Genomic DNA, 21,675 nt, shown 5'->3' on the forward strand with positions numbered 1-21,675 from the left:
TGAGTTATTTATATCTTAAAGTTGATATTTAAGAATAAACAATATAACTACAACAATTAAAAATTTATGGAGACGAATACACTTTCCACGAAATCGATTTCGCTAAATAATTTAGGAATCAAAAACGCAAATGTTCACTATCAGTTATCTCCAGAAGAGTTACATGCTTTAACAATAGAGGCGGGACAGGGTATTGAAAGCTCTACAGGAGCATTGGCGATTAATACAGGTGAATTTACCGGACGTTCTCCACAAGACCGTTTTATTGTAAAAGACAGTATAACAGAAGATAAAGTTTGGTGGGGAAATGTAAATATTCCGTTTTCACCGGATGCTTTCGAAAAACTATATAATAAGGTAACACAATTTTTATCAGATAAAGAAGTTTTTGTACGCGATTCATATGTTTGCTCTGATGCCAATTACAGATTAAATGTTCGGGTTGTTACAGAAACTGCCTGGTCTAATTTGTTTTGCTACAATATGTTTCTACGTCCCGAAGAATCTGAACTGCCAAATTTCACTCCTGAGTGGACTGTAATCTGTGCACCAGGTTTTATGGCAGATCCTGCTGTTGATGGTACACGGCAGTCTAATTTTGCTATTTTGGATTTTACTAAAAAAGTAGCACTTATTGGAGGAACAGGCTACACTGGAGAAATGAAAAAAGGAATTTTCTCAGCTTTGAATTTCATTTTACCAGTCTTCGAAAATACATTGCCAATGCACTGCAGTGCCAATGTGGGGGAAGCTGGAGATACTGCAATTTTCTTCGGATTATCGGGAACCGGAAAAACTACCTTATCAGCAGATCCGGAACGTAAATTAATCGGAGATGATGAACATGGATGGACAAGTGAAAACACTGTTTTTAATTTTGAAGGCGGCTGTTATGCCAAAGTAATCAACTTATCTGAAGAAAATGAGCCGGATATTTTCAGGGCGATCAAAAAAGGAGCGCTTTTGGAAAACGTGGTTTTCAAAGCAGGCACTAATGAAGTTGACTATGATAATGTTTCAATTACGCAAAATACACGCGTGAGTTATCCAATAACACATATCGATAATATTCAGCCGGGTTCTATTGGTCACAATCCTAAAAATATATTTTTCTTAACGGCTGATTCTTTCGGAATCCTGCCTCCAATCTCAAAACTGACTCCAGGTCAGGCGGCTTATCATTTTATCTCAGGCTATACTGCAAAAGTAGCCGGAACAGAAGCCGGTGTAACAGAACCTCAGCCAAACTTTTCAGCTTGTTTTGGAGCACCATTTATGCCTTTACATCCAACGAAATATGCTGAAATGTTAAGCAAAAAAATGAAAGATGCTGATGTAAAAGTATGGTTAATCAATACCGGATGGACTGGAGGAGCTTACGGAACCGGAACCCGTATGAAGTTAAAATACACACGTGCTATGATTACGGCAGCTCTAAACGGAGAACTGGATAATGTCGAGTACATAAACCATAAAGTATTTGGAATCGCCAAACCACAATCCTGCCCGAATGTTCCAAGTGAAATTTTAAATCCGAGAAATACATGGGAAGATCCTGCGTTATATGATAAAAAGGCATTAGAATTAGCTCAGAAATTCAAAGCTAATTTTGCCAAATTTGAAGAATTTGCGAATGCTGAAATCTTAGCAGGCGCACCGATTACAGAATAAAAGGAATTATTGATTCAAACTAAAAAAGCTGTTCATAACGAACAGCTTTTTTGTTTGGTCTCCAATCGCAGCTAAAAATAAACACTTAACACTGACGCTGCGACTGAAAACACAGTAAACACTGAAATTTATTTTTTGGATTCATCAATACGTTTCTGTATCAAGTCCCAGGCATAATAATGAAATGTCATTCCGTTGCTCATGGCTACGAAAAGTCCGTTTTTGTATTTTGAGCCTAAATTTACACTGGTTACATCGGCACCATCGCATTCGATTGTTGAAGTTGGAACTTCTGCCAGTAATTTATAGGTATTTGGATTTCCGTTAACCCCTTCTCTTGGATAAACCATAAAAGTATTCGCCTGCTGGTTTGAAACTAAGATATATCCCGTAGAATCTGTTTTTTTGTAAATCGCAATTCCTTCATGATCGGCTTTGAAATCTTTTTGCCCAAAGAATGCTAATTCTTTATTATCGTTTAAAGCAGGATCTGCTTTGTATTTTCTGATTCCTGCCTGCTCGTCACAATAGTAAACTGAGCCTAATTCATTATCAACAGCAAGGGCTTCGATTTCTTTTTTACCGCTGTAAGTTCCAAATTTGCGAACCAATTTTGCTGTAGCAAATTTTCCGTTTCCAAAAAGTTCGTACTGCCATAAATAACTTCCTGAAGGACCTGATTTTCTTCCCACAATAGCAAATATTTTACCGTCTGTTGGGCGTGTGTATAAAGAAATTCCCATTGGATCGCGTTGTGCTTCTCCTTCAAAAACTGAAATACCTCCGTTGTCAATTGGTTCTAAGTCAGGCAGACTGAAGATTCTGATTTTGTTGCTTTCTCGTTCTGTAGTTACTGCGATATCAATTTTTTTTCCATCAACAACCAATCCGTAAGCGATATCAACATTGTTTGGGCGTTTTAAAGGGATTGATTTTTTGAGGATTTTTCCGTTTAAATCAAAAGCATACAAACCACCGTCTGTATCTTTATCAGTTCCTACAATAATGCTTTTTGTAGCATCAGTTGGGTTAATCCAGATCGAAGGATCATCAGTATCGTGAGGCAAAGCTTCTGTAACAGCTGTTGGTTTTACCGCATTTGGTGCAACAGGAGCCAGTTTATCATTTTTACAAGCCGTAAATGAAAGGGCTAAAAGTAAAAAGGCAATTATAGATTTATTCTTCATTTTATCATGTATTTTATGCAATTAGACAGAGCCGTTAAACTCTGTCTAATTTAAGAATTTTAAAAAACAGGTTTTTATAAGTCTAATTTCAATCCGAAATTGTAACGAGCCTGATAGTATTCAGCTTGTTTTGTATTCGATTCAATTCCCTGATAGTAACGCAACGGCTGATTTGTTAAGTTGTTAGCTTCTGCAAAAAAGCGAAGTTTAGGCGTAATTTTATAGGAAGCATTCGCATCTAAGAAAAACTGTTTGTCATAAAAACTGTCTTTGTAAGATTCTGAACCTAATTCATCTAAATAATCGGATGTAAAGTTCGTAGAAATTCTCGCCGAGAAACGTTTGTTCTCCCACGATAATGATCCATTGAACATGTGTGGAGCAGTTCCAGGAAGACTGATGTTTTTTCTTTCATTTCCATCTTCATCAGCAATTCCTTTTGCTTCAGATTTAGTATAAGTATAATTTACATAAATACCGAAACCTTTTAGGAAAGCACCAGGCAAAAAGTCTAACTTACGCTGAAAAGCTACTTCAAAACCATAAACATCAACAGTATCACCGTTTCTTGATTGTAAAAATGACCAGTTTTCGCCTGCAGGAATTGGATTTACCTGATTTGGGAAATCTGCAGCAAATTTGGCATCTGTGTATTGATTATCACTGTAGTTATAAATGAAATCATGTAATTTTTTGTAGAAAACACCTCCTGAAATCAAACCAACCGATTTGAAATAATTTTCAGCCATGAAATCATAATTATATGAATAGGTTACATCAAGATCCGGATTACCAGCCGTAATTTCTTTATCAGCCGCAATATTGTTTACATAAGGTGCCAGTGCATAATAATTTGGCCTCGCTAAAGCTGTAGTGGCAGCAGCTCTTAAAACTAAATCTTTTGTAGCGTTGTATTGGAATGATATACTTGGCAATAAATTAGTATAAGAGTTTGTGGTATTGATTTTACTTTCTAGTTCTTCTTCATCTAAAACACGATTTCCTGTATAATCAATGTGTGTGTTTTCAACACGGAAACCCAAAACCATTGAAAGTTTATCATTAAAATCCTGATCCCATCTTACATAAGCAGCAGTAATTCTTTCTTTAGCGTTATAATTAACAGCCAAATATTCAGCCGGATCTGCTTCTTTATCAAATAAACTGGCGTTATTAAGATCTAAACTGCCTAAGAAATCAGCCGAAGCAAAAGTTCCCGGTACATATTTGCTTCCCGGATTAAAGTTTTTTCCATCAAAATAGCTTGTTGGAACCTCAGATAATAATTCCATCCCGTCATTGATTGGCTCGTAAGCATAGAAAGTATTGTTTCTTTCTTTTTCTTTCAAACGAAGTCTAAGACCGGTTCTTAATCTTCCTTTTTCACCTGCGATAACAGAGAAAGGGAAACGGATATTCACTTTTGCTCCAAATTCGCTTTCGCTGGTCTCGTCAGTATTTTCTGAAACAGAGTTAAATTTAAATTCATCTGTAGATTCACCAGCGGTTGTCAGTAAAGGAAATCTTGTGTCAGATAAATCCTGGAACATGTCTAAACCTTTTTGACGGTATTCGATGTAACGCTCTTCAGGACGGTATTCTCTTGCTTTTGCATAGTTGGCAGACCAGTCTAAATCTAATTTTGAACTGATTAAATGTTCTCCACGAATTGAATAATTCTGAACTCGCTGATCTTCCAGTCTTCTGTTTTTATTGCGATTATTATCTGCACCTCCTTTTGTCTGACGTTTTACACGGCCTTCAAAACCAATGATTTCTTCACCGTTATAAAGTGGCTCAATATCATCATAAGTAGTTCTGAAACGGTTTTCCCTGTCGTCTCTCCAGTTGTAAATTGCATTGGCGAAAATACTGTTGTTTTCATCAAATTTATAATCTAAAGCGATAGATCCGCTACGGCGAATACGTTGTACATCGTATTTTCTAATTTCTGAAGCTTGCAAATACTGGTTTCCGAAATCGTCTTTTACCCATTCGTTTTCGATATTATCAGAACCGTAATCTACATTATTATAAGATCCGCTTACAACCATTCCTAATTTATTATTTAAAAAGCGATTTCCATAAACAAGTCCGGCTGTGTAAGACGCTTTTTCACGAATTGGAAGATAACCTCCTGCAAGTGTTGCTGAAATTCTTTCGCCATTTGGAGTTGCCCTTGTAACTAGATTTACAGAACCTCCAATCGCATCAGCATCCATATCTGATGTCAATGTTTTGTTTACTTCGATAGTCGAAATCATATCAGAAGGTATCAAATCCATCTGAACGTTTCTGTTGTCACCTTCTGCAGATGGAATTCGGTCACCGTTTAACGTTACAGAATTTAATGAAGGAGCCAAACCTCTAATGATGATATTACGTGCTTCACCCTGATCGTTTTGCATCGTGATACCCGGAACACGTTTTAATGCGTCACCTACATTAGCATCCGGAAAACGGCCTACCTGATCTGATGAAATTATGTTTCCTATATTTTTGTTATTTTTTTGCTGGTTCAGCGCTTTTGCCTGACCTTTCAAGATGTCACCCACTACAACCTCATTCAATTCTGTTCCTGTCGTTTTAAGGGAAAAATCGATTACGTTGTTTTTGCCCAGTTCTACTGTTATTTCCTGAGTAGTGGAGGTATATCCAATATATTTAACCGTTACCTGATATGTACCAACATTGATATTAAGCAATTCAAAACGGCCATTGTAGTCAGAGACAGTATATTTGTTTTCTCCAACAATCTGTATCATGGCTCCCGGCAAAGGAAGTTTATCATCAGCATCTAATACTTTTCCTGATATTATTGCTTTTTGAGCATAACCTGATATGGTTAATATAAAGAGTATTGCTACCACATAAAAATTTCTCATTCTGTATTTGGTTTAATTTTCGGTTGCGAAACTAAAACCTGAATGTTATTAAAGCCGTTAAAAAAAATTAATATACTGTTATGATTGGGTGTTCAAAATGAAGTTTTTTAATGTTTAAGTAACATTCAAACAGCAAATAATTGATTCACAACTAAAAACAATTCCGCTATTCGACTCCCAATTAAATTTTTGGCGTTAAATTTGCCATATCAAATCAATCAAAAATCATCAATCATGTTAAAACAATTTTTTATCCTGTGCTCAGGAGCTGACCGGGATCTTCTCGAAGGCTGTTCAGAAGGCGAACAAACCAAATATGTTGGTATTGGTGCCACTGTTTTTTTTACTGCAGTTATGGCTTTTCTAGCCAGTGCTTATGCGCTTTTTACTGTTTTTGACTCTATCTATCCAGCCCTGGCTTTTGGATTGGTTTGGAGTTTACTCATTTTTAATCTGGATCGTTTTATCGTTTCAACTATTAAAAAAAGAGATCGCTTTATGGATGAATTCCTGCAGGCAACTCCCCGAATCATGCTGGCAATTATTATTGCTATCGTAATTTCAAAGCCACTCGAAATCAAAATTTTCGAAAAAGAAATCAATACCGTTTTGCTAAAGGAAAAAAATGAAATGGAACTGGCGAATAAAAAGCAGGTTGGCAATTACTTCCAATCGGATTTAGATAAAAATAAGGCTGACATTGCTGCTTTAAAGGCTGATATCCAGAAAAAAGAGAAAGAAGTAAATGATTTGTATTCTACTTACATTACAGAAGCCGAAGGAACTTCGGGAACCAAAAGATTAGGAAAAGGTCCGGTTTATAAAGAAAAAAGAGAAAAGCACGATGCTGCCTTAAAAGAATTCGAAAGCCTAAAAACCGCTAACGAAGCCAAAATTGCCGAAAAAGAAAAAGCAGGCACACAGCTTCAGGCTGATCTGGATAAAAAAGTTTCACAGACACAACCAATTATTGAAGGTTTTGACGGATTAATGGCGAGAATAAATGCCTTGAATAAATTGCCATGGCTTCCGTCATTTTTTATCATGCTGTTGTTTTTAGCAATCGAAACCTCTCCAATAATTGCTAAATTACTGGCTCCAAAAGGCGAATTCGATATAAAACAAGAAGAAGCCGAGACTGCCATGAAAGCTACTTTGGAACAAAATAAATACCAACGCGAGTTACTGATAAAAACTAGTGCTGAAATGCATGACAAAGTGTATGGGGATATTGCCGAAGATAAAAACCTGTACAATCTGCAGCGAAAAAATGCAACTGATTTGTTAGAATTGCAATCGCATAATTTTGTAGAGAAACAAAAGGCAACTTTATAGGCATATAAAAAAGCAAAAAACCTGTTTCAGCAAAATGAAACAGGTTTTTTTATTTATTCAGAATATCTTTTAAACGTTTTTCAGATTGATGATTTCCTGATCTGTCAGAAAACGCCAGTTTCCTCTTGGTAAGTTTTTTTTGGTCAGACCTGCAAAAGATACACGGTCTATACGCAAAACATTATATTCAAAACTCTCAAAAATTGAACGAACCACTTTTACATTCGCAGTACGCAATTTTAGGCCCACTTCGCTTTTTGGCTCATTGTCAATATAGCTTATTTCCTCTACAAAAACACGGTGTCCATCCAAAACCAATCCTTTGCTGATTTTTTCCAGATCCTCATATTTTAGGTTTTTATCCAATGAAACCTGATAGATTTTAGATGATTTCTGATTCGGTAAAGTAAACTTACGAATCATATCATTATCATTCGTAAACAATAATAATCCAGTGGTGTTTTTATCCATTCTCCCTACCGCTGCTATTTTAGCGTTTGTAGCACCACGCACCAGTTCCAGAACATTGCGGTATTCCTGACCTTCATCTAACGCCGTAGTAAAGTTTTTTGGCTTATTTAGTAAAATATATTCCTTCTTTTCGGGAGTCAGGATAACACCGTCAAAATTCACAACATCATTTAGTTTTACTAAATAACCCATTTCAGTTACCGGAACACCATTTACTTTTACGTTTCCGGACTGAATGTATATATCAGCATCTCGACGCGAGCATACACCCGAATTCGAAATATATTTGTTCAATCGAATTTCGTCTGAAGCTTTTTGTCTTTTTGGAGCCTGATTCTGTTTTTTTAATTTTGCTGCTTTTTCTTCTTCCGCAGCTTTAACAGCAGGATTCACTTTTTTTGGCCCTTGCGCACGCTTTGCCATAGGAGGTTTCGGCTTGCTGGAGTTTGATCTTGAGCTGTTTGGCCTTGATCCGCCTCTTTTATTATTGCCTTCCTTGTTGTTCATAAATTCTGTAATTTGTGCAAAGATAGTTTTTTCCTGCTAATAATCTTAAGTTCAATGTCCTTAGATTGATAGCCTTAAGTATTAAATAAATTTGAAGCATCATATCCGGCTTTTTATTAAATATGGATTCCCGTTTTCCGTTCCCAATCTTTTATTTTTTAAAGGAAAAAATAAAAGGATTTCCACTTCAACCGGGGCTAGATTCAAACAATTGGCTTTTTTTAAAGATTAGTTATTGCACAAAGCTTCTCAAAGTTAGCACAGAGCTGCACAAAGTTTTTTAAAGTTCTTTGATTTGTGAGCCTTTGCGAAAAATCTCAGTGTATCTCTGCGGAACAAAAAACTAAAAATTCGATATCAATTGTTTCCCGTGCCACAAAACACTCGGATTAATCAAAACAATACAAAATACGCCTGAAACAATCAAAAATTTAAGCACATTATGAAGCAGTAAATATTGCTCTTTAGAATTTGATTTCCATAAATATAACAGAAAAAAGAGTAATGCCATAAAACACACATAGAAATAGATATCCATATAGCCCACATCATAAACATTGATCAATATGTACACGGGAAATATGGTCATAAAGGTTAAAACTGTAATAATCTGCTTTGATGCCCTTTCGCTGTAAAGAATTGGAATAGTCTGATAATTATTAGCTAAATCACCTTTTAAATTTTCAAGATCTTTAATCATTTCCCGAATTAGCAGTAGCAAAAATAAAAACATTGCATGTGCTGAAATTACTGCAAAATGACTTCTGTGGTTTTCTATTTCGTCAAATGAAATCTGATGGTAAAAAAAATACAATAAAATGGCAAAAAAAGGCAGCACAGCTAAAAAAGCCGCTGTAAGATTTCCAATAATGGCATACTTTTTAATTTTATGCGAATAAAACCAGATTAGGAAAATATAAGCTGAAAAAAATAAGCAAGCTCGCCAAGAAACGATTAAAGCAGTTAGAACAGCCATAAAGTTCAGGGAAAAGTAAACTGAAAGTTTTGTTTTCTGACTGACCAGACGATCCAGCATTGATTTGTTGGGTCTGTTGATCAGGTCTTTTTGACTGTCATAAAAATTATTAATAATATAGCCAGAAGCAATCGTAACGGCAGAAGCAAATACAATCAGAAACAAGTAGGAATCCAGTAAAATATCGAGGGCTCTTTTCTCAGGAGCTAATATAAAAATCGCAGATAAATACTGTGCCAATACAATAATCGGAATGTTATAACCTCTTACTACAGAGAACAGACTGACAATTTTCATTACTAAAAGTTTGTGCTGCCTGCTTAACATCATACGGATTTAAAGTTTGGAAAAGGTTAAATTAGAACTGATAAACCACTTCTAATTTATAGTCTTTTAGGGAAACTTTAGCGCGCTCTAAATCTTCGGTAAAACCTAAAATATAACCGCCCCCGCCAGAACCGCAAAGTTTTAAATAATAATCGTTGGTATCAATTCCGTGTTGCCAGATTCCGTGAAACTGCTCCGGAATCATTGGTTTGAAATTATTTAAAACGACTTTAGAAAGCTTTTTAGTATTAGTAAACAACGATTTCATATCGCCATGCAAAAAGTTTTCAACGCAAGCATCGGTATATTTTACAAATTGGTTTTTTAGCATCGCACGGAAACCTTTGTCTTTCAGGTTTTCCATAAAAATATTCACCATCGGAGCGGTTTCACCCACAATTCCTGAGTCTAATAAAAACACAGCGCCTTTCCCGTCAAAACTTTGAGTCGGAATTCCGGTTGCTTCAATATTATCTTTAGAATTAATTAAAATCGGAATGCTCAAATAACTGTTTAACGGATCAAGACCAGAACTTTTTCCGTGGAAAAAACTCTCCATATTTGCAAATATGTTTTTTAGCTGCAATAGTTTTTCACGCGTCAAATTCTCAAGAACGGTAATTTTATTAGTCGCATATTTATCATAAATAGCCGCAACCAAAGCACCGCTGCTGCCTACTCCGTATCCTTGTGGAATACTGGAATCAAAGTACATTCCAGTCTCTACATCGCTTTTTAAGGATTGCAAATCAAAAGCAACCAAATCAGGTTGTTCAGTTTGTAGGTTTTCAAGGTAAAGGGTATAGCGTTTTAAACTTGCATTTGAGGCAATGGCTTCTGCAGAAGGATTTTCATCTTTCTTCAGTGCGCCATTATAAAAATTATAAGGAATAGAAAGTCCTTTAGAGTCGCGAATGATTCCGTATTCTCCAAAGAGTAATATTTTTGAGTAAAATAAAGGTCCTTTCATATGTTTATTTTATGTCTTTCTTTATTTGATTTGGGTCTTGTCTGGTGTCGAAAATTGCAATAATTTCAACTCTTTTAGAATTAAATTTATAAAAAATTGTAGTCTGTTTTGTTATTACGCATTTATGAACACTTTTATTAAAATCAGATTTTGGAAATGCTTCCGGACTGTCTTTAATGATTTTTACAGTACCATAAAGTTTTTGTGCAAATTTTTGGCGAACAGTTTTAGACCATTTACTTTCAATATATTCTAAAAGATTTTTAATCTTAAGCTGAGCATAATCTGAAATTACAATTTTTCTCATTATTTAATTTCAAACATATTTCTGGATAAAAGATTCAAAATCAGAATACTCTCCGTTTTCAATTTGTTTTTCTCCAAATTTAATTTCTTCTTTCTGCTCCTCAGTCAAATCTTCCCACCAATCTTTTTTCTTTTTGGTGAAAATTTTTTGAATAGATTGAATTATAGCCGGATCTTCTGTATCTGCTAACATTTTTATCAACTCAAGTTTTTTTAACTGAATGTCCATAATCAAAATTTTAATTAAAGATACGCAAAATTATAATGCAATTGCACCAGTTCCAATTTTGTCGCAAATGTACTGACCATTTTGACAAAAGCCAACTAATTCGTTCTTAATAAATTGTAATACTTTTTCTTTAGCATTCTCAGGATACAAAACATGCACATTTGCACCTGCATCCAAAGTAAAACAAACTGGAACATGGGTTTCGTTTCTGAATTTCCAGATTGCATTGATAATCTGCAAAGTATTTGGTTTCATCAATATATAATACGGCATCGAAGTCATCATCATAGCGTGCAAAGTCAATGCTTCGCTTTCTACAACCTTAATGAATTCTTCAATATTTCCCCTTTCAAAAATGTCAATTAATTGATCCAGATTTTCATGCGCCTGCGCAAAACGTCTTTCTGCATACGGATGGTTGTGCATCAAATCGTGTCCAACAGTGCTCGAAACTTGTTTTTCTCCTTTATCAACCAATAAAATCGTGTCCTGATAATTATGGAAATTTTCGTGAATTGTATGCGGAAATTCAACTCCAAATAAATCGGAACTTCCTATAATATTGGACTGATTGCCCCAGACTACAACATTTCCTTTTACACTTCTACAGGCACTTCCTGAACCTAAACGGGCTAGAAAAGATGCTTTTTGGTAAAAATATTCGTCTGTCATTTCAGGATTCAGCAGTTTTTCAAGACTCATAAAATTCATTGCTAAAGCTGCCATTCCCGAAGCCGAAGAAGCTATTCCTGAACTGTGCGGAAACGTATTATGGGTATCAATCGTAAAATGATACTCTTTCAAAAACGGCAGATAGACTTCGATTCTTTCTAAAAACTTTCTGATTTTTGGCTTGAAATCTTCCTTAGGTTTTCCTTCAAATAGTAAATCGAATGAAAAAGCATTCTGATTTTCTTTCTTTTCAAAAGCCAGTTTTGTAATCGTTTTGCAATTTTTTAAAGTAAAACTTACCGAAGGATTCGCCGGAATCTGGTTCTCTTTTTTCCCCCAGTATTTTACCAATGCAATATTGCTGGGTGCGCTCCATTCGAAATTTCCGTTTTCGACTGTTGAAGAATATGTTTTAGGAATAAAATCAGCTGCTGTAAACATGAATTGTAAAATTTTGGCAAAGATAGTTTTTAAATTTTTTCACCATATAAGTTATATAAGAAATATAAGTAGCTTTTGACTATTTTTGATTCAAAATTTTATATCATGAATAAGTTTGTAAAAATAGCAATAGCATTAGTAATTTGTCTGGCAGTAGGCTATTCTGCAAGTTTGGTAACAAGACCAAGTGTAGCAGAGTGGTATCCTACAATCCAAAAACCTTTTTTTAATCCGCCTAATTGGATTTTTATGCCGGTTTGGACCTTGCTTTATGTTTTTATGAGTGTAGCTGCCGGCTTAGTCTGGGATAGAATAAAAGAGCAAAGTGAAGAAGTTAAAAAAGCGTTAGGATTCTTTTTAATTCAGTTAACCCTGAATGCTGTCTGGTCGTATTTATTCTTCGGATTAAAAAACCCGATGCTGGCCTTAATCGAAATCGGGCTTTTATGGCTGATGATTTATGAAACCTACTTAAAATTTATCAAAATCAATAAAACGGCTGGTTACTTATTGATTCCATATTTGGCATGGGTTGGATTTGCAGCTATTTTGAATGCGAGTATCTGGTGCCTGAATAGGTAACTTTTGTTTCATGTTTAATCAACACGTTTATACTTTATGAATAGATTTAAGGTTTTTGTTATTGTTTTGATTTTAATTTCGATTAAGTCTTTTGCTTGTTTGAATGGTGAAAGTAAAATTTTAAAAAATGGAGCGTATGCTTATCAAGACTATGATGGAATTAATCCTAAAGGTCATTATTTTTTCACAGGAGATTTTCCAAGATTGATAATTGAACTTGACAGTTTGTATAAAAAAACAAGAGATCTCGATTATTTATCTGATAAAGGGTATCTTTTAATTGTTCTGAGAAAATATGAAGAAGCTTTAAAATTATATTTGACCATTGAAAAAATTAAGCCCAATAGATATTCCACGGCATCTAATTTGGGAACACTTTACGAATTAATGGGCGAAAATCAAAAAGCTTATAACTGGATTAAGAAATCTATTGCTATTAATCCTAAATCTCATGAAGGATCAGAATGGCTTCATTTGAAAATACTAGAAGCTAAGATCAAGAATATAAATACTGTTTCCGGTCAGTTTTTAATAAATACAAATTTTGGAACTTCCCGTCAACCTAAAACAAAATTATCTAAAAAAGAAATTGACGAATTAGCACAATCGATTTATTTTCAGGTAAATGAACGAATGTCATTTATTGAACCAAAAGATAAAATCATTTCAATTCTACTTTTTGAACTTGGCAATCTTGCAGAATTGTTAGGTGAACACAATAGCGCACTTGATACTTACAGAACCGCTAGAGAATATGGTTATGATGGAGATTTGATTGTAGAAAGAATGATTACTAGCACTCAAGGCGAAATTGACTATTATCGTGAAAGAGCTGTAAGTTATGGTTCACAACTTCGTGCTTTAAGAGAAAGTAAAAAGGATATAAATTCAGATTATATATATAAAGTTGAAACAAGTTTAATTATTCTTTCTGGAATTATAGTAATTCTTTTGATGGCTTTAGTTGTATTTTTCTTAAAATGGAAAAAACTTAAAAAATCTATTTCAACTTCTTAAACTCATGATTTTTAGCATACAAAAAATCCATCGTAGCCAGAATATTTGGATTGTCCAGAAGTGTTTTAGATCTGGGATCAGCATCGCAAAATTCAAGAAATAATTCTTTTTCTTCGGGTTTTAGTTTTAAATCTTTCTCGAAAAAATCAGGATTTAGCGTGTTTTTTGCAAGCTGCCTAAAATCAATTTGTGCTATTTCCTTTTTGGGTGTTTCCTCTTTTTTCAATAAATTGTGTATTCGCTTTCCAAGGTAAATAAAATCAACACCGTTTGGCATAGTCGCTTCTTTATAACCAGCAATTTGTAACCCTTCCTTTGATTTGTGGGCATTTAGCTTAATTTCTCTTATGTCTTCTTTAGTCAGCCAAACCGCTTTTGCCTCCTTATTTAAAACGACAACTTCTTTTAACTCTTCCGGTCTCGCAATCATGTTAACTAATAAATTATTAGTCTGAATGTTTTCTAAGGTGATTTTTAATCTTGAAAAGAAAAAATCTTTTGAGAAAAATAAAAGACTGTCATTTACATTTACGGCAATTTCAAATTCTCCTGCTTCATTAGTTTTAGTGTTTCTTTTTGCCGTTTTATTGATTACTTCGACATTTTTTAGTATCAGATTTTGAGAGACTACTTTGCCATGAAGTAATTTTTCGGTTTGTGAAATACTCAGCTGATACGTGAAAAAAGAAATTGTGGTAAGTAATTTTACTCTCATAAAGTACTAATTTGTTGAGAGTAAAATTATTAGAATGGTCTTAACGAAAACTTACAGAATATGTAAAGTCTTGTTAAATAATATTTAAAAGGAATTTTTATAAAATATTTAGTAACTCAAAAGGAGTATTTATAACCACTTTCGCTCCGCTTGCTTTCAACTCTTCTTTGGTTCTGTAACCCCATGTCACGCCAACCGGAAACATTTTGGCATTTAAAGCGGTTTCAATATCCACATCAGAATCTCCGACAAAAAGGATTTCTTCAGGTTGTAAGTTCCAGTTTTTGCTGATTTCAATCGCTTTAAACGGATTCGGTTTTTTGAGTTCTTCTGTGGTTAAACCTGCAATTGCATCAAACAAATTGGGGAACAATGCCTCTGTTACTTTTTTAGTCAGTTCATCGGCTTTGTTTGAAAAAACAGCTAATTTGATTCCTTTCGAATTTAAATCATGTATCAATTCAGCTATTTCATTATACGGTTTAGTTTTCTGAACACAATTGCTATCGTATGTTTTAAGCATGCTCTCAAAACAAAACTCAACCTCATCTTCCGTATTGTTGGTTGGAGGCAAAGCTCTGGCAACTAATTTTCTTAAACCATTCCCAATAAAATACTGATAGCTGTCGTAGGTATGAATTGGATAATTTAGTTCGGTAAGAACACTATTCATCGCATCTGAAATATCTTCTAATGAATTGACTAATGTTCCGTCTAAATCAAAAATAATTCCTTTAAATTTCATTTTTATTTTAAATATTATTGGCTAAAATGAATCCGCTGGTCCAGGCATTTTGAAAATTAACACCTCCGGTAATAGCGTCAATGTTTACAATTTCACCCGCAAAATACAGATTCTGGTGTAATTTGCTTTCCATGGTTTTAAAATTGATTTCTTTTAAATCAATACCAATCAACACTACCATCATTTTTAATTAGGAAAATTTTCTTGATATGGGTTGATTTATCTATAAAATGATACAGGGTGTTTGTTCTTATATTTAGATTTGAAGATAATATCCATTGATCTTTTTGATCGTTTTCTTCAATCACTCTTTTGCAAATTTCTACGTTTGTTACAAAATCTAAAATAAAAGTATCATTTTTTGCTTTTTTTAATTCTTTATTCTGTACATCGTTTAAATTAATATCCTTTTTAAAAGGTAAAGAAGAGATGTGTATAATTTCTCCAAATTTATCAATGATGAAAGGTTCTTTTACTTCTTCTACTGTACGGTACTTATATTTAGTCAGGCAGTATAAATTTGTTTTGGATACTTTTTCAAATATTGCTATATTTTGATTAGGGTTATAAAAATAGGTAATTGGTTTCCACCAACCGTTATTCCAAATAGATAAATATAGAGGCTCTTGAAGTTTTTTGTTCAACGGTATAACTAAATCTGTGGTTTCAAAATATTCGTTAGTAACCGTTTTTGAATTATCTTCAAATAAATCGTGATAAATAATCGATTGATCATTTTTTATTGAATTTTCTGACAGTATTGCAAATTGATTTCTGCTTACTAAAGGTGCATTTTTATAAGGTAAATTGAAAAAACCTGGACCATTCTCGGATAAAGGATCAAAAGGATAGTAGTGTTTTGTTTTTGTGTCTAAAATGAAACACCAACTGTGGCCAACATCGTTAGAGGCTCTTTTATAACGAATATAATCAGAACCACTCGGAATTCCTAAAGCACGAAGTACCAATACCATCAGGTTGCACATGTCATCACATTTTCCCAATTTATCTTTTAATAATTCAGAATAGGAGCGAACCTTTTTTTCTTTAAAATAACGATTGCCCCCAAATGAAAATCTTTTTTCATAAATTTTATTTACATAAGCTGTAGCGGCTAAAACAGTAGAAAAGTTATAGATAGAATCTAGTTGCGCTTTTGTAAAGTTATTTAAAACTAAAGTTCTCCAATTTTCTAGCTTTTCTGTACTAACACGATACGGTAAAATGTATTCATAAAAATCGGCATCTGATAAATTTTTACAAAATGGGCTTTTCTCTCTGATTTCAAAGGCTTTATCAATATTGTCAATCAGGAATTGTGCCGTAATATTTTTTAAATCTGGCAAAAAGCTTTCTTTCTTATATAGTTTCCCTCTAACGTCAGCAACAGAATCAAGCCCTTTTTTTTCATCCATTTCATCTTTAAAATTAGAAATGTTATACCCAACAGACTTTTCGTTACTATCTACTAAATCATACATATAACTGCCTTTGCTACCTATATTTGCTATTAAAAAGTTCACAGCTTTCAGTTTTTCATTATCGTCTTTCTTTTTGTAATGTTTTATTACAGCTTCGAGTTCAGGATAGTTTTTAATTGTTTGCTTTAAAGTGTTTTTGTTTTGTTGACAAAAGCAATTTGGACTAATAAAAAATATTAATAGAAATATAATGAGGTTTTTCATAAATTAGGATTATGTAGTTGATGCTGTGTAAATAGTAAAAGTACCAAACTGTAAAATTTGCTACTTTTTTATCTAAAATAAAAATGTTTTTTATTGTAAATACTACATTAATATTATTCTTGATATGATATTTTCATAGGCCATAGATTATAAGAGGAATTTTTTAAATTTTCAATAAATATTATTACGTGATTGTATTTTGTATTTTTTTGATTTTTACTTAGATCTTCCACGCTAAGTGTTTTTAAATTTTTAATGGAGAGAATATGCTTTGGACTATCGATTGAATAATATTCGTAGTAATTATGAATAGGAGGTTGAGAATTTACTTTAACAATATCATTTTTATCTGTTTTTTGCCTCTTATAACCATAATTGAATACTTTTATACTAGCATTTTTATTTGTTTTGTCTTTTTTAAATACAAATAATTTTTGATTTTTTGTATTATCTATATTGATATAAATAGTATCACTACAATTTTTTTGCGAATACGAACTGAAATTTATTAAAATAAACAATAATAATATTTTTTTTCATGATCTTAAAGTTTAATTACAGTTTTCACTGCCCATATTATTAAAATTTGAGATAGTATTATTTATTTAAAGTCCTTTGATTAGGACTAAGGAATTCCATGCGGTTGTATTTTTTAATCCTTCCCATGCTAAAGAATCATAAATGTTTTGAGATAATCCAGGTTTTAATTCATTTCATGATTGTAAAATATTATGTTTTATTATTCAAATTAAAAGCACCAAATTATTGAACTTGGTGCTTTTTAAAGGAATCTGGATGTATATATCTGTGGTAAAGTTTAAAAGGAGCTCAAATATTTTCAGAATATCTTTTCAACTTAAGCAATTAGTGATATACTGGTTTTAGATCTATATTAATATAATAACTATTTTTTCCAATCGGATTCCCCTAAAACTTTTTCTACGGAATTTATTTTATCCGCATAATAAATAGGTTCTCCAAAAAAACCTTCAGATTTTTTTATACCTTCAAAATTAATAACTATATGTTCTTCGTACTTATCAAAGTTTTCGATTTTAGTTTTTATTTTTACAAATTCTTTATTAGTTGTGAATACATTAATGATTTTTTCACCATCGACTTTTAATTTAAAACGTGGATTATCTAAAAGATTATTTTGTGAAAGGAACATATAATATTGAATCCCTTTTTTTTCAGAATCAGAATATTCTTTTTCATAATTGGGATTAGAAATAATTTTGTTCATTTTTTCTTTCAAATCCTTGGGCATTCCATTAAAAAGATCATGAACATCAATTAGTTTAATGTAATAATCTCCTTTAATATTTTCATTTTGACTCTTTGCTATTATAGAAAATAGTAAAAAGATTGATACTATTAGAAATGTTTTTGTCATAATTTTTATTTTTTAATCAAGGACATGTTCCGCTCTTTGTTGGTGCTGTAGAAGAAGTTGTATTTCTTGTAGCTCCTGTTGGAAGTGAAAGAATTCGCAAATCTTGACCTAAATCACTTGGATTTCGACCAGAAAAATTTAAACCTGGTAAAATAGAATAGTTCCCGACAGTTTTTGGAATTGTCAAACCTCCTAGGCTCATAACTTTTATTCCAAAATCAGTGCAGTTAAAGTTATTTAAATCGTAGGTTCCTGGATAATTTGTAATGTATTGAATTATATTAGTCAGCTGTCCTGATGTAATATTTATTGTAACGCTTACGTCATACTCCGAACCAGAATTGTCATGTATTTCACTGGTCTGGCTGCTAAGTAATGCGGCGTTTGGAGAGTCTGGATAAAAACCTAAATTGCGTGTAACGCCATTTTGTGTAATTCCAATAAATGTATGACCTATATTGGATGTTAACTGTCTGGAGTTAGGTATAGATTGTTCTGCATAAATTGTTAGTTTAGCTCCAGAATTTTGATTGAAACATTTTAGTTCTTTAGTTAGGTTAGTGATTTTTGGAGTAAAAAATGTTGCAATTGTTAACGTTCCTGAACCAGAACCTCCATCAGAGCCATCATCACCAGTACCTGGATCTGTTGGTTGATCAGGAACTTCCCAACATGTTTCACCGTAAACAGGGTAGCAATATTCTAATTCTTCAGAACAAGATTCCCAACTTTCCCCTCCATTAATGCTATAACATTGGTAGCTGTAAACACACATATCGTACAAGTATTGGCTTTGACAAATGGTTTGATTCATTTTTTGGGTATCATTACTTACGGCTTTCTTTTTTAGTCCGGGATTTCCGTTTTTAATACCGAGTATGTCTTTGTCTAGTGCCATAAAGTACCCAATCCATTCCCCTCTGCTCCAAAAAGGCAGTTTGTTGTTTTTGGTAAAGAGGCGGGTACGTACGGTCATATCCTCTACCATAGCAATTCCTTTTGAGTCTTTTGCAAGGCTGAGTACGCCAATAACATTTTCTTTGTCTTCACTTAAAAAAGGTACTAAAATCCTTTTTTTATTTTCAATGTAAATAAACATGGCTTCGTTCCATAAGACATCGTTTTTAGCTAGTTTTCGCTCTAAAGAAGCACTGCTTGAACCATTTTTGAGCTGTTCAATGACTTTTTTCAAAACGGCACTATCACCATTGTAATGCCATAAATGGACAGCATTCGCTCTGTTGGTTTCTTCAATTTCAATTTGGTCGCTTGCACAGGAGGCAAGTAACGTCAGTAAAAATACTGACCCTAAATGTAGTAATTTTTTCATGATTGGTTACTAATTATTGTTGTTTATATAATGTTTTGCTTTAGTTATAATATTTTTTACTTCTTCACTAGGTATTTTTATTGGTGTTTGAAGTATTCGTTTTGCTATCCAATTTGCTTTATAAAAAAGAGATCTTCGTATATAATAATCTAACAAATCTTCTTGGGGTTTAAACAAATGCGGATTAGTATAATGACGTTGCAATAAGCTTTTTTCTGCTTGTTCAAAATCCCTTTTAGCCTCGTATAATTTGGCGAGTTTTAATTGAAGTAAAGGGCTATTACCTGTTTCCTTAGCTTTTTCCAGTAGTGATAATGCCTCCGTGGGATTGGTTTCTTCGAAGAATCTGGAGTAATGTATTAAATAGCTATCATCGTTTTCTAAAGCATTGAAAGCTGTTTTATATAAGTTTGCAGATTGAGTCGGATTATCAAATTGTAATTCACTGGCTTCTTTCCAATTCCTGAACGCTTTGTATTGTTTGTTAATGATAAATAACAAAAACAGACTCATACAACATCCAATTATCTTTACAGAGAATGTTTTTATTTTGGGAATATTTAAACAGGTGGTTGTTTCTTGTAATGCAATTTGATTAAGAAGAAGCAGTTTGAAAGGTAAAAATTGAAGCGGATATGAAAAACTTGCAAAAATCGCAAATGAGCAGTAAAAAACTATTGATTGCACAGAGGTCTTTGAAATAGCACTAGTAAACTTTTTATTGTAATTTTTTGAAATCCATAAAACTCCAATTAGTAAAAGCAGCGTACCAATTATTCCGTTTTCGATAATGAATTTTAATACTTCATTAAATGCCTGGGTGTTTGCATTTGCTAATAGTATCTCTTGCTGTGTGTCATTTTTTGAGAAATATTCAGCTTGGAAATTCATATAGTCTGCTTGAAACATACCATATCCAATGCCCATTACTGGTTTTTCTAAAAATGAAAAAAATGAAATCTTCCAGATTAATAAACGACCAGCAATTGAATCGGTAGATTTAATTGTTATAATTAAGAAAAGGATAGGGAAAATTATTGCGAAAGCTGCATATTTAGCAAATACTCTTTTTCTTAAATAATAATAGTATAGCAGGATTAAAAAAGCAGAGAACGATGCTAAAATTGCTGTTCTTGATTCGCTTTTAATGATTATAAAAATCATAATTATTGCAGAAAATAAATAGGAAATTAACTTTGCTATATTTGAATATATATTTTTTTGAAACAGTTCATAAAGTACTAATGCAAATAGTATTGAAAGAAATCCTGCAAGTGGCCCTGGATTTGGAAAGTTTCCTTTCATATTCCAATAAATGTTTGACGGATTTACATAACCACCTAATTCTAATAAACAATATAAACAAAGAAAAACTCCTGTGAGTGTTAAAAGTTGATAATAAAAGTTTTTTTCTTTTACGCTTAATTTTAAAGATTTAATGGCTAAAAAATAGATAATCAGGACAAAGCTATTTATGATATGAATTTCATTAAAAGTGTTTAATCTGAAAAACCGAGATAATATTGTTATGAAAAGGACTAATATTATTATTAAATCTAATTTATTAAATTTTATTTTTTGTGTTTTTATAATAAATAATAAAAAAGAAAATACTATCATATAAAACAAAACGATGTATTGATTTTGCTTGAATTTCCAAAAATCAATATCATGATTAAAAATCAAGCTGGTAATAAGGACTGTTACAATAAATACAATTTTAACGGAATTTGTTTTAAATAAACTCATGTTGGGTATTTGTAAATTGATTTTTTTTTATTGCTTTACACAATAATATTGTAATCATTTTCTTTCCAAAGAAATTATTTTTTTATCGTTTTAAAAATGTGATACGTGCATTTTTAATGTTTTAGGAACATAAATACCCCCAACATGAGAGTCTACCAAAGAATTAAACAAGAAAGAGAAAAAAAGAAGTTTTCTCAAACCTATTTGGCTTTAGAACTAAAGTTAGATCAATCCCAATACTCTAGAAGAGAAAATGGAGCTATTCCATTTACAGTTGATGAATTGTTAAAGATTGCCGAAATTCTTAGAGTAAGGCCTGAAAAGTTTTTTGGTATAATAGATGATGAATGTCCGGTAGCAAAATCGGATGAAGGAATAGTAAAAATTATAGGTTTATATGAAACTTGTATAAAAGAGAAAGACGAGCGTATTGCTTTGTTGACTTATCAACTAAATAATAAAATTGTAAAGAAATAATT

The 21,675-nt window shown here is 32.7% G+C and carries 20 protein-coding genes and 1 pseudogene; 5 read left to right on the forward strand and 16 right to left on the reverse strand.

Annotated elements, in window-relative coordinates:
• Window positions 1–66: 66 nt before the first annotated feature.
• The gene (gene pckA / locus OZP09_RS14310; protein WP_269234420.1) at window positions 67–1,671 is read left to right on the forward strand and encodes a phosphoenolpyruvate carboxykinase (ATP); all 1,605 of its coding nucleotides are present in this window, start codon (window positions 67–69) and stop codon (window positions 1,669–1,671) included.
• Between the two features lie 128 nt (window positions 1,672–1,799).
• Here pckA and OZP09_RS14315 read toward each other — a convergent pair whose 3' ends face one another.
• Together OZP09_RS14315 and OZP09_RS14320 are read right to left on the reverse strand one after the other, a co-directional pair.
• Window positions 1,800–2,858, reverse strand: a complete 1,059-nt coding sequence (locus OZP09_RS14315; protein ID WP_281309564.1) for a phytase — start codon at window positions 2,856–2,858, stop codon at window positions 1,800–1,802.
• 74 nt (window positions 2,859–2,932) lie between these two features.
• Complete coding sequence (locus OZP09_RS14320) at window positions 2,933–5,743, reverse strand: TonB-dependent receptor (protein ID WP_269234421.1); 2,811 nt, start codon at window positions 5,741–5,743, stop codon at window positions 2,933–2,935.
• Window positions 5,744–5,977: 234 nt separating this feature from the next.
• On the opposite strand from OZP09_RS14320, the gene OZP09_RS14325 reads away from it, so the two are divergent.
• Window positions 5,978–7,078 carry a DUF4407 domain-containing protein gene (locus OZP09_RS14325; RefSeq protein ID WP_281309565.1) on the forward strand — a complete coding sequence of 367 codons (1,101 nt, stop codon included), beginning with the start codon at window positions 5,978–5,980 and terminating at the stop codon, window positions 7,076–7,078.
• 69 nt (window positions 7,079–7,147) lie between these two features.
• On the opposite strand, the gene OZP09_RS14330 is transcribed toward OZP09_RS14325, so the two are convergent.
• The 6 genes from OZP09_RS14330 to OZP09_RS14355 all read right to left on the reverse strand — a co-directional run bounded on the left by OZP09_RS14330 (window position 7,148) and on the right by OZP09_RS14355 (window position 11,977).
• Window positions 7,148–8,056, reverse strand: coding sequence for a pseudouridine synthase (locus OZP09_RS14330; protein WP_025571791.1), 909 nt, complete (start codon window positions 8,054–8,056; stop codon window positions 7,148–7,150).
• A gap of 343 nt (window positions 8,057–8,399) precedes the next feature.
• Window positions 8,400–9,359 (reverse strand): geranylgeranylglycerol-phosphate geranylgeranyltransferase, encoded by a 960-nt coding sequence (locus tag OZP09_RS14335; protein ID WP_281310763.1) that lies wholly within the window; start codon window positions 9,357–9,359, stop codon window positions 8,400–8,402.
• A 31-nt stretch (window positions 9,360–9,390) separates the two neighbouring features.
• On the reverse strand, window positions 9,391–10,329 hold the full coding sequence (locus tag OZP09_RS14340; RefSeq protein ID WP_269234422.1) for a mevalonate kinase family protein: 939 nt from the start codon (window positions 10,327–10,329) through the stop codon (window positions 9,391–9,393).
• Between the two features lie 4 nt (window positions 10,330–10,333).
• Window positions 10,334–10,636, reverse strand: coding sequence for a type II toxin-antitoxin system RelE/ParE family toxin (locus tag OZP09_RS14345; protein ID WP_269234423.1), 303 nt, complete (start codon window positions 10,634–10,636; stop codon window positions 10,334–10,336).
• Window positions 10,637–10,645: 9 nt separating this feature from the next.
• Window positions 10,646–10,864, reverse strand: a complete 219-nt coding sequence (locus tag OZP09_RS14350; RefSeq protein ID WP_269234424.1) for a hypothetical protein — start codon at window positions 10,862–10,864, stop codon at window positions 10,646–10,648.
• Window positions 10,865–10,894: 30 nt separating this feature from the next.
• Window positions 10,895–11,977 carry a diphosphomevalonate decarboxylase gene (locus OZP09_RS14355; RefSeq protein WP_269234425.1) on the reverse strand — a complete coding sequence of 361 codons (1,083 nt, stop codon included), beginning with the start codon at window positions 11,975–11,977 and terminating at the stop codon, window positions 10,895–10,897.
• 105 nt (window positions 11,978–12,082) lie between these two features.
• Here OZP09_RS14355 and OZP09_RS14360 point away from each other — a divergent pair, with 105 nt between their 5' ends.
• Both OZP09_RS14360 and OZP09_RS14365 read left to right on the forward strand, forming a co-directional pair.
• Window positions 12,083–12,559, forward strand: a complete 477-nt coding sequence (locus OZP09_RS14360) for a TspO/MBR family protein (RefSeq protein WP_281309566.1) — start codon at window positions 12,083–12,085, stop codon at window positions 12,557–12,559.
• Between the two features lie 36 nt (window positions 12,560–12,595).
• A complete protein-coding gene (locus OZP09_RS14365; RefSeq protein ID WP_269234426.1) occupies window positions 12,596–13,576 on the forward strand; it encodes a tetratricopeptide repeat protein in 981 nt (326 codons plus the stop codon).
• Here the strand turns inward: OZP09_RS14365 and OZP09_RS14370 are convergent.
• The 8 genes and pseudogenes from OZP09_RS14370 to OZP09_RS14405 form a co-directional block, all read right to left on the reverse strand.
• Window positions 13,560–14,291, reverse strand: coding sequence for a hypothetical protein (locus tag OZP09_RS14370; protein ID WP_269234427.1), 732 nt, complete (start codon window positions 14,289–14,291; stop codon window positions 13,560–13,562). The two genes, OZP09_RS14365 and OZP09_RS14370, sit on opposite strands and share 17 nt — an antisense overlap.
• Window positions 14,292–14,388: 97 nt before the next feature.
• On the reverse strand, window positions 14,389–15,036 hold the full coding sequence (locus OZP09_RS14375; RefSeq protein WP_269234428.1) for an HAD family hydrolase: 648 nt from the start codon (window positions 15,034–15,036) through the stop codon (window positions 14,389–14,391).
• 7 nt (window positions 15,037–15,043) lie between these two features.
• Window positions 15,044–15,202 (reverse strand): annotated as a pseudogene (locus tag OZP09_RS14380) (NAD(P)/FAD-dependent oxidoreductase); the annotation flags it as partial.
• A complete protein-coding gene (locus OZP09_RS14385) occupies window positions 15,195–16,721 on the reverse strand; it encodes a transglutaminase-like domain-containing protein (protein WP_349293597.1) in 1,527 nt (508 codons plus the stop codon). The pseudogene OZP09_RS14380 and the gene OZP09_RS14385, both read right to left, overlap by 8 nt.
• A gap of 113 nt (window positions 16,722–16,834) precedes the next feature.
• The gene (locus OZP09_RS14390; protein WP_281309567.1) at window positions 16,835–17,242 is read right to left on the reverse strand and encodes a hypothetical protein; all 408 of its coding nucleotides are present in this window, start codon (window positions 17,240–17,242) and stop codon (window positions 16,835–16,837) included.
• Window positions 17,243–17,625: 383 nt separating this feature from the next.
• Window positions 17,626–18,117 carry a hypothetical protein gene (locus OZP09_RS14395; protein ID WP_281309568.1) on the reverse strand — a complete coding sequence of 164 codons (492 nt, stop codon included), beginning with the start codon at window positions 18,115–18,117 and terminating at the stop codon, window positions 17,626–17,628.
• Window positions 18,118–18,133: 16 nt separating this feature from the next.
• The gene (locus OZP09_RS14400) at window positions 18,134–19,447 is read right to left on the reverse strand and encodes a hypothetical protein (RefSeq protein WP_269234434.1); all 1,314 of its coding nucleotides are present in this window, start codon (window positions 19,445–19,447) and stop codon (window positions 18,134–18,136) included.
• A 9-nt stretch (window positions 19,448–19,456) separates the two neighbouring features.
• A complete protein-coding gene (locus OZP09_RS14405) occupies window positions 19,457–21,196 on the reverse strand; it encodes an O-antigen ligase family protein (protein ID WP_269234435.1) in 1,740 nt (579 codons plus the stop codon).
• Between the two features lie 144 nt (window positions 21,197–21,340).
• On the opposite strand from OZP09_RS14405, the gene OZP09_RS14410 reads away from it, so the two are divergent.
• Entirely contained in the window at window positions 21,341–21,673 is a 333-nt protein-coding gene (locus OZP09_RS14410) for a helix-turn-helix domain-containing protein (RefSeq protein WP_281309569.1), read from the forward strand.
• Window positions 21,674–21,675 lie beyond the last annotated feature (2 nt).

Origin of the sequence: Flavobacterium flavigenum (assembly GCF_027111255.2) — a bacterium.
In the GTDB taxonomy this organism is placed as follows: domain Bacteria; phylum Bacteroidota; class Bacteroidia; order Flavobacteriales; family Flavobacteriaceae; genus Flavobacterium; species Flavobacterium flavigenum.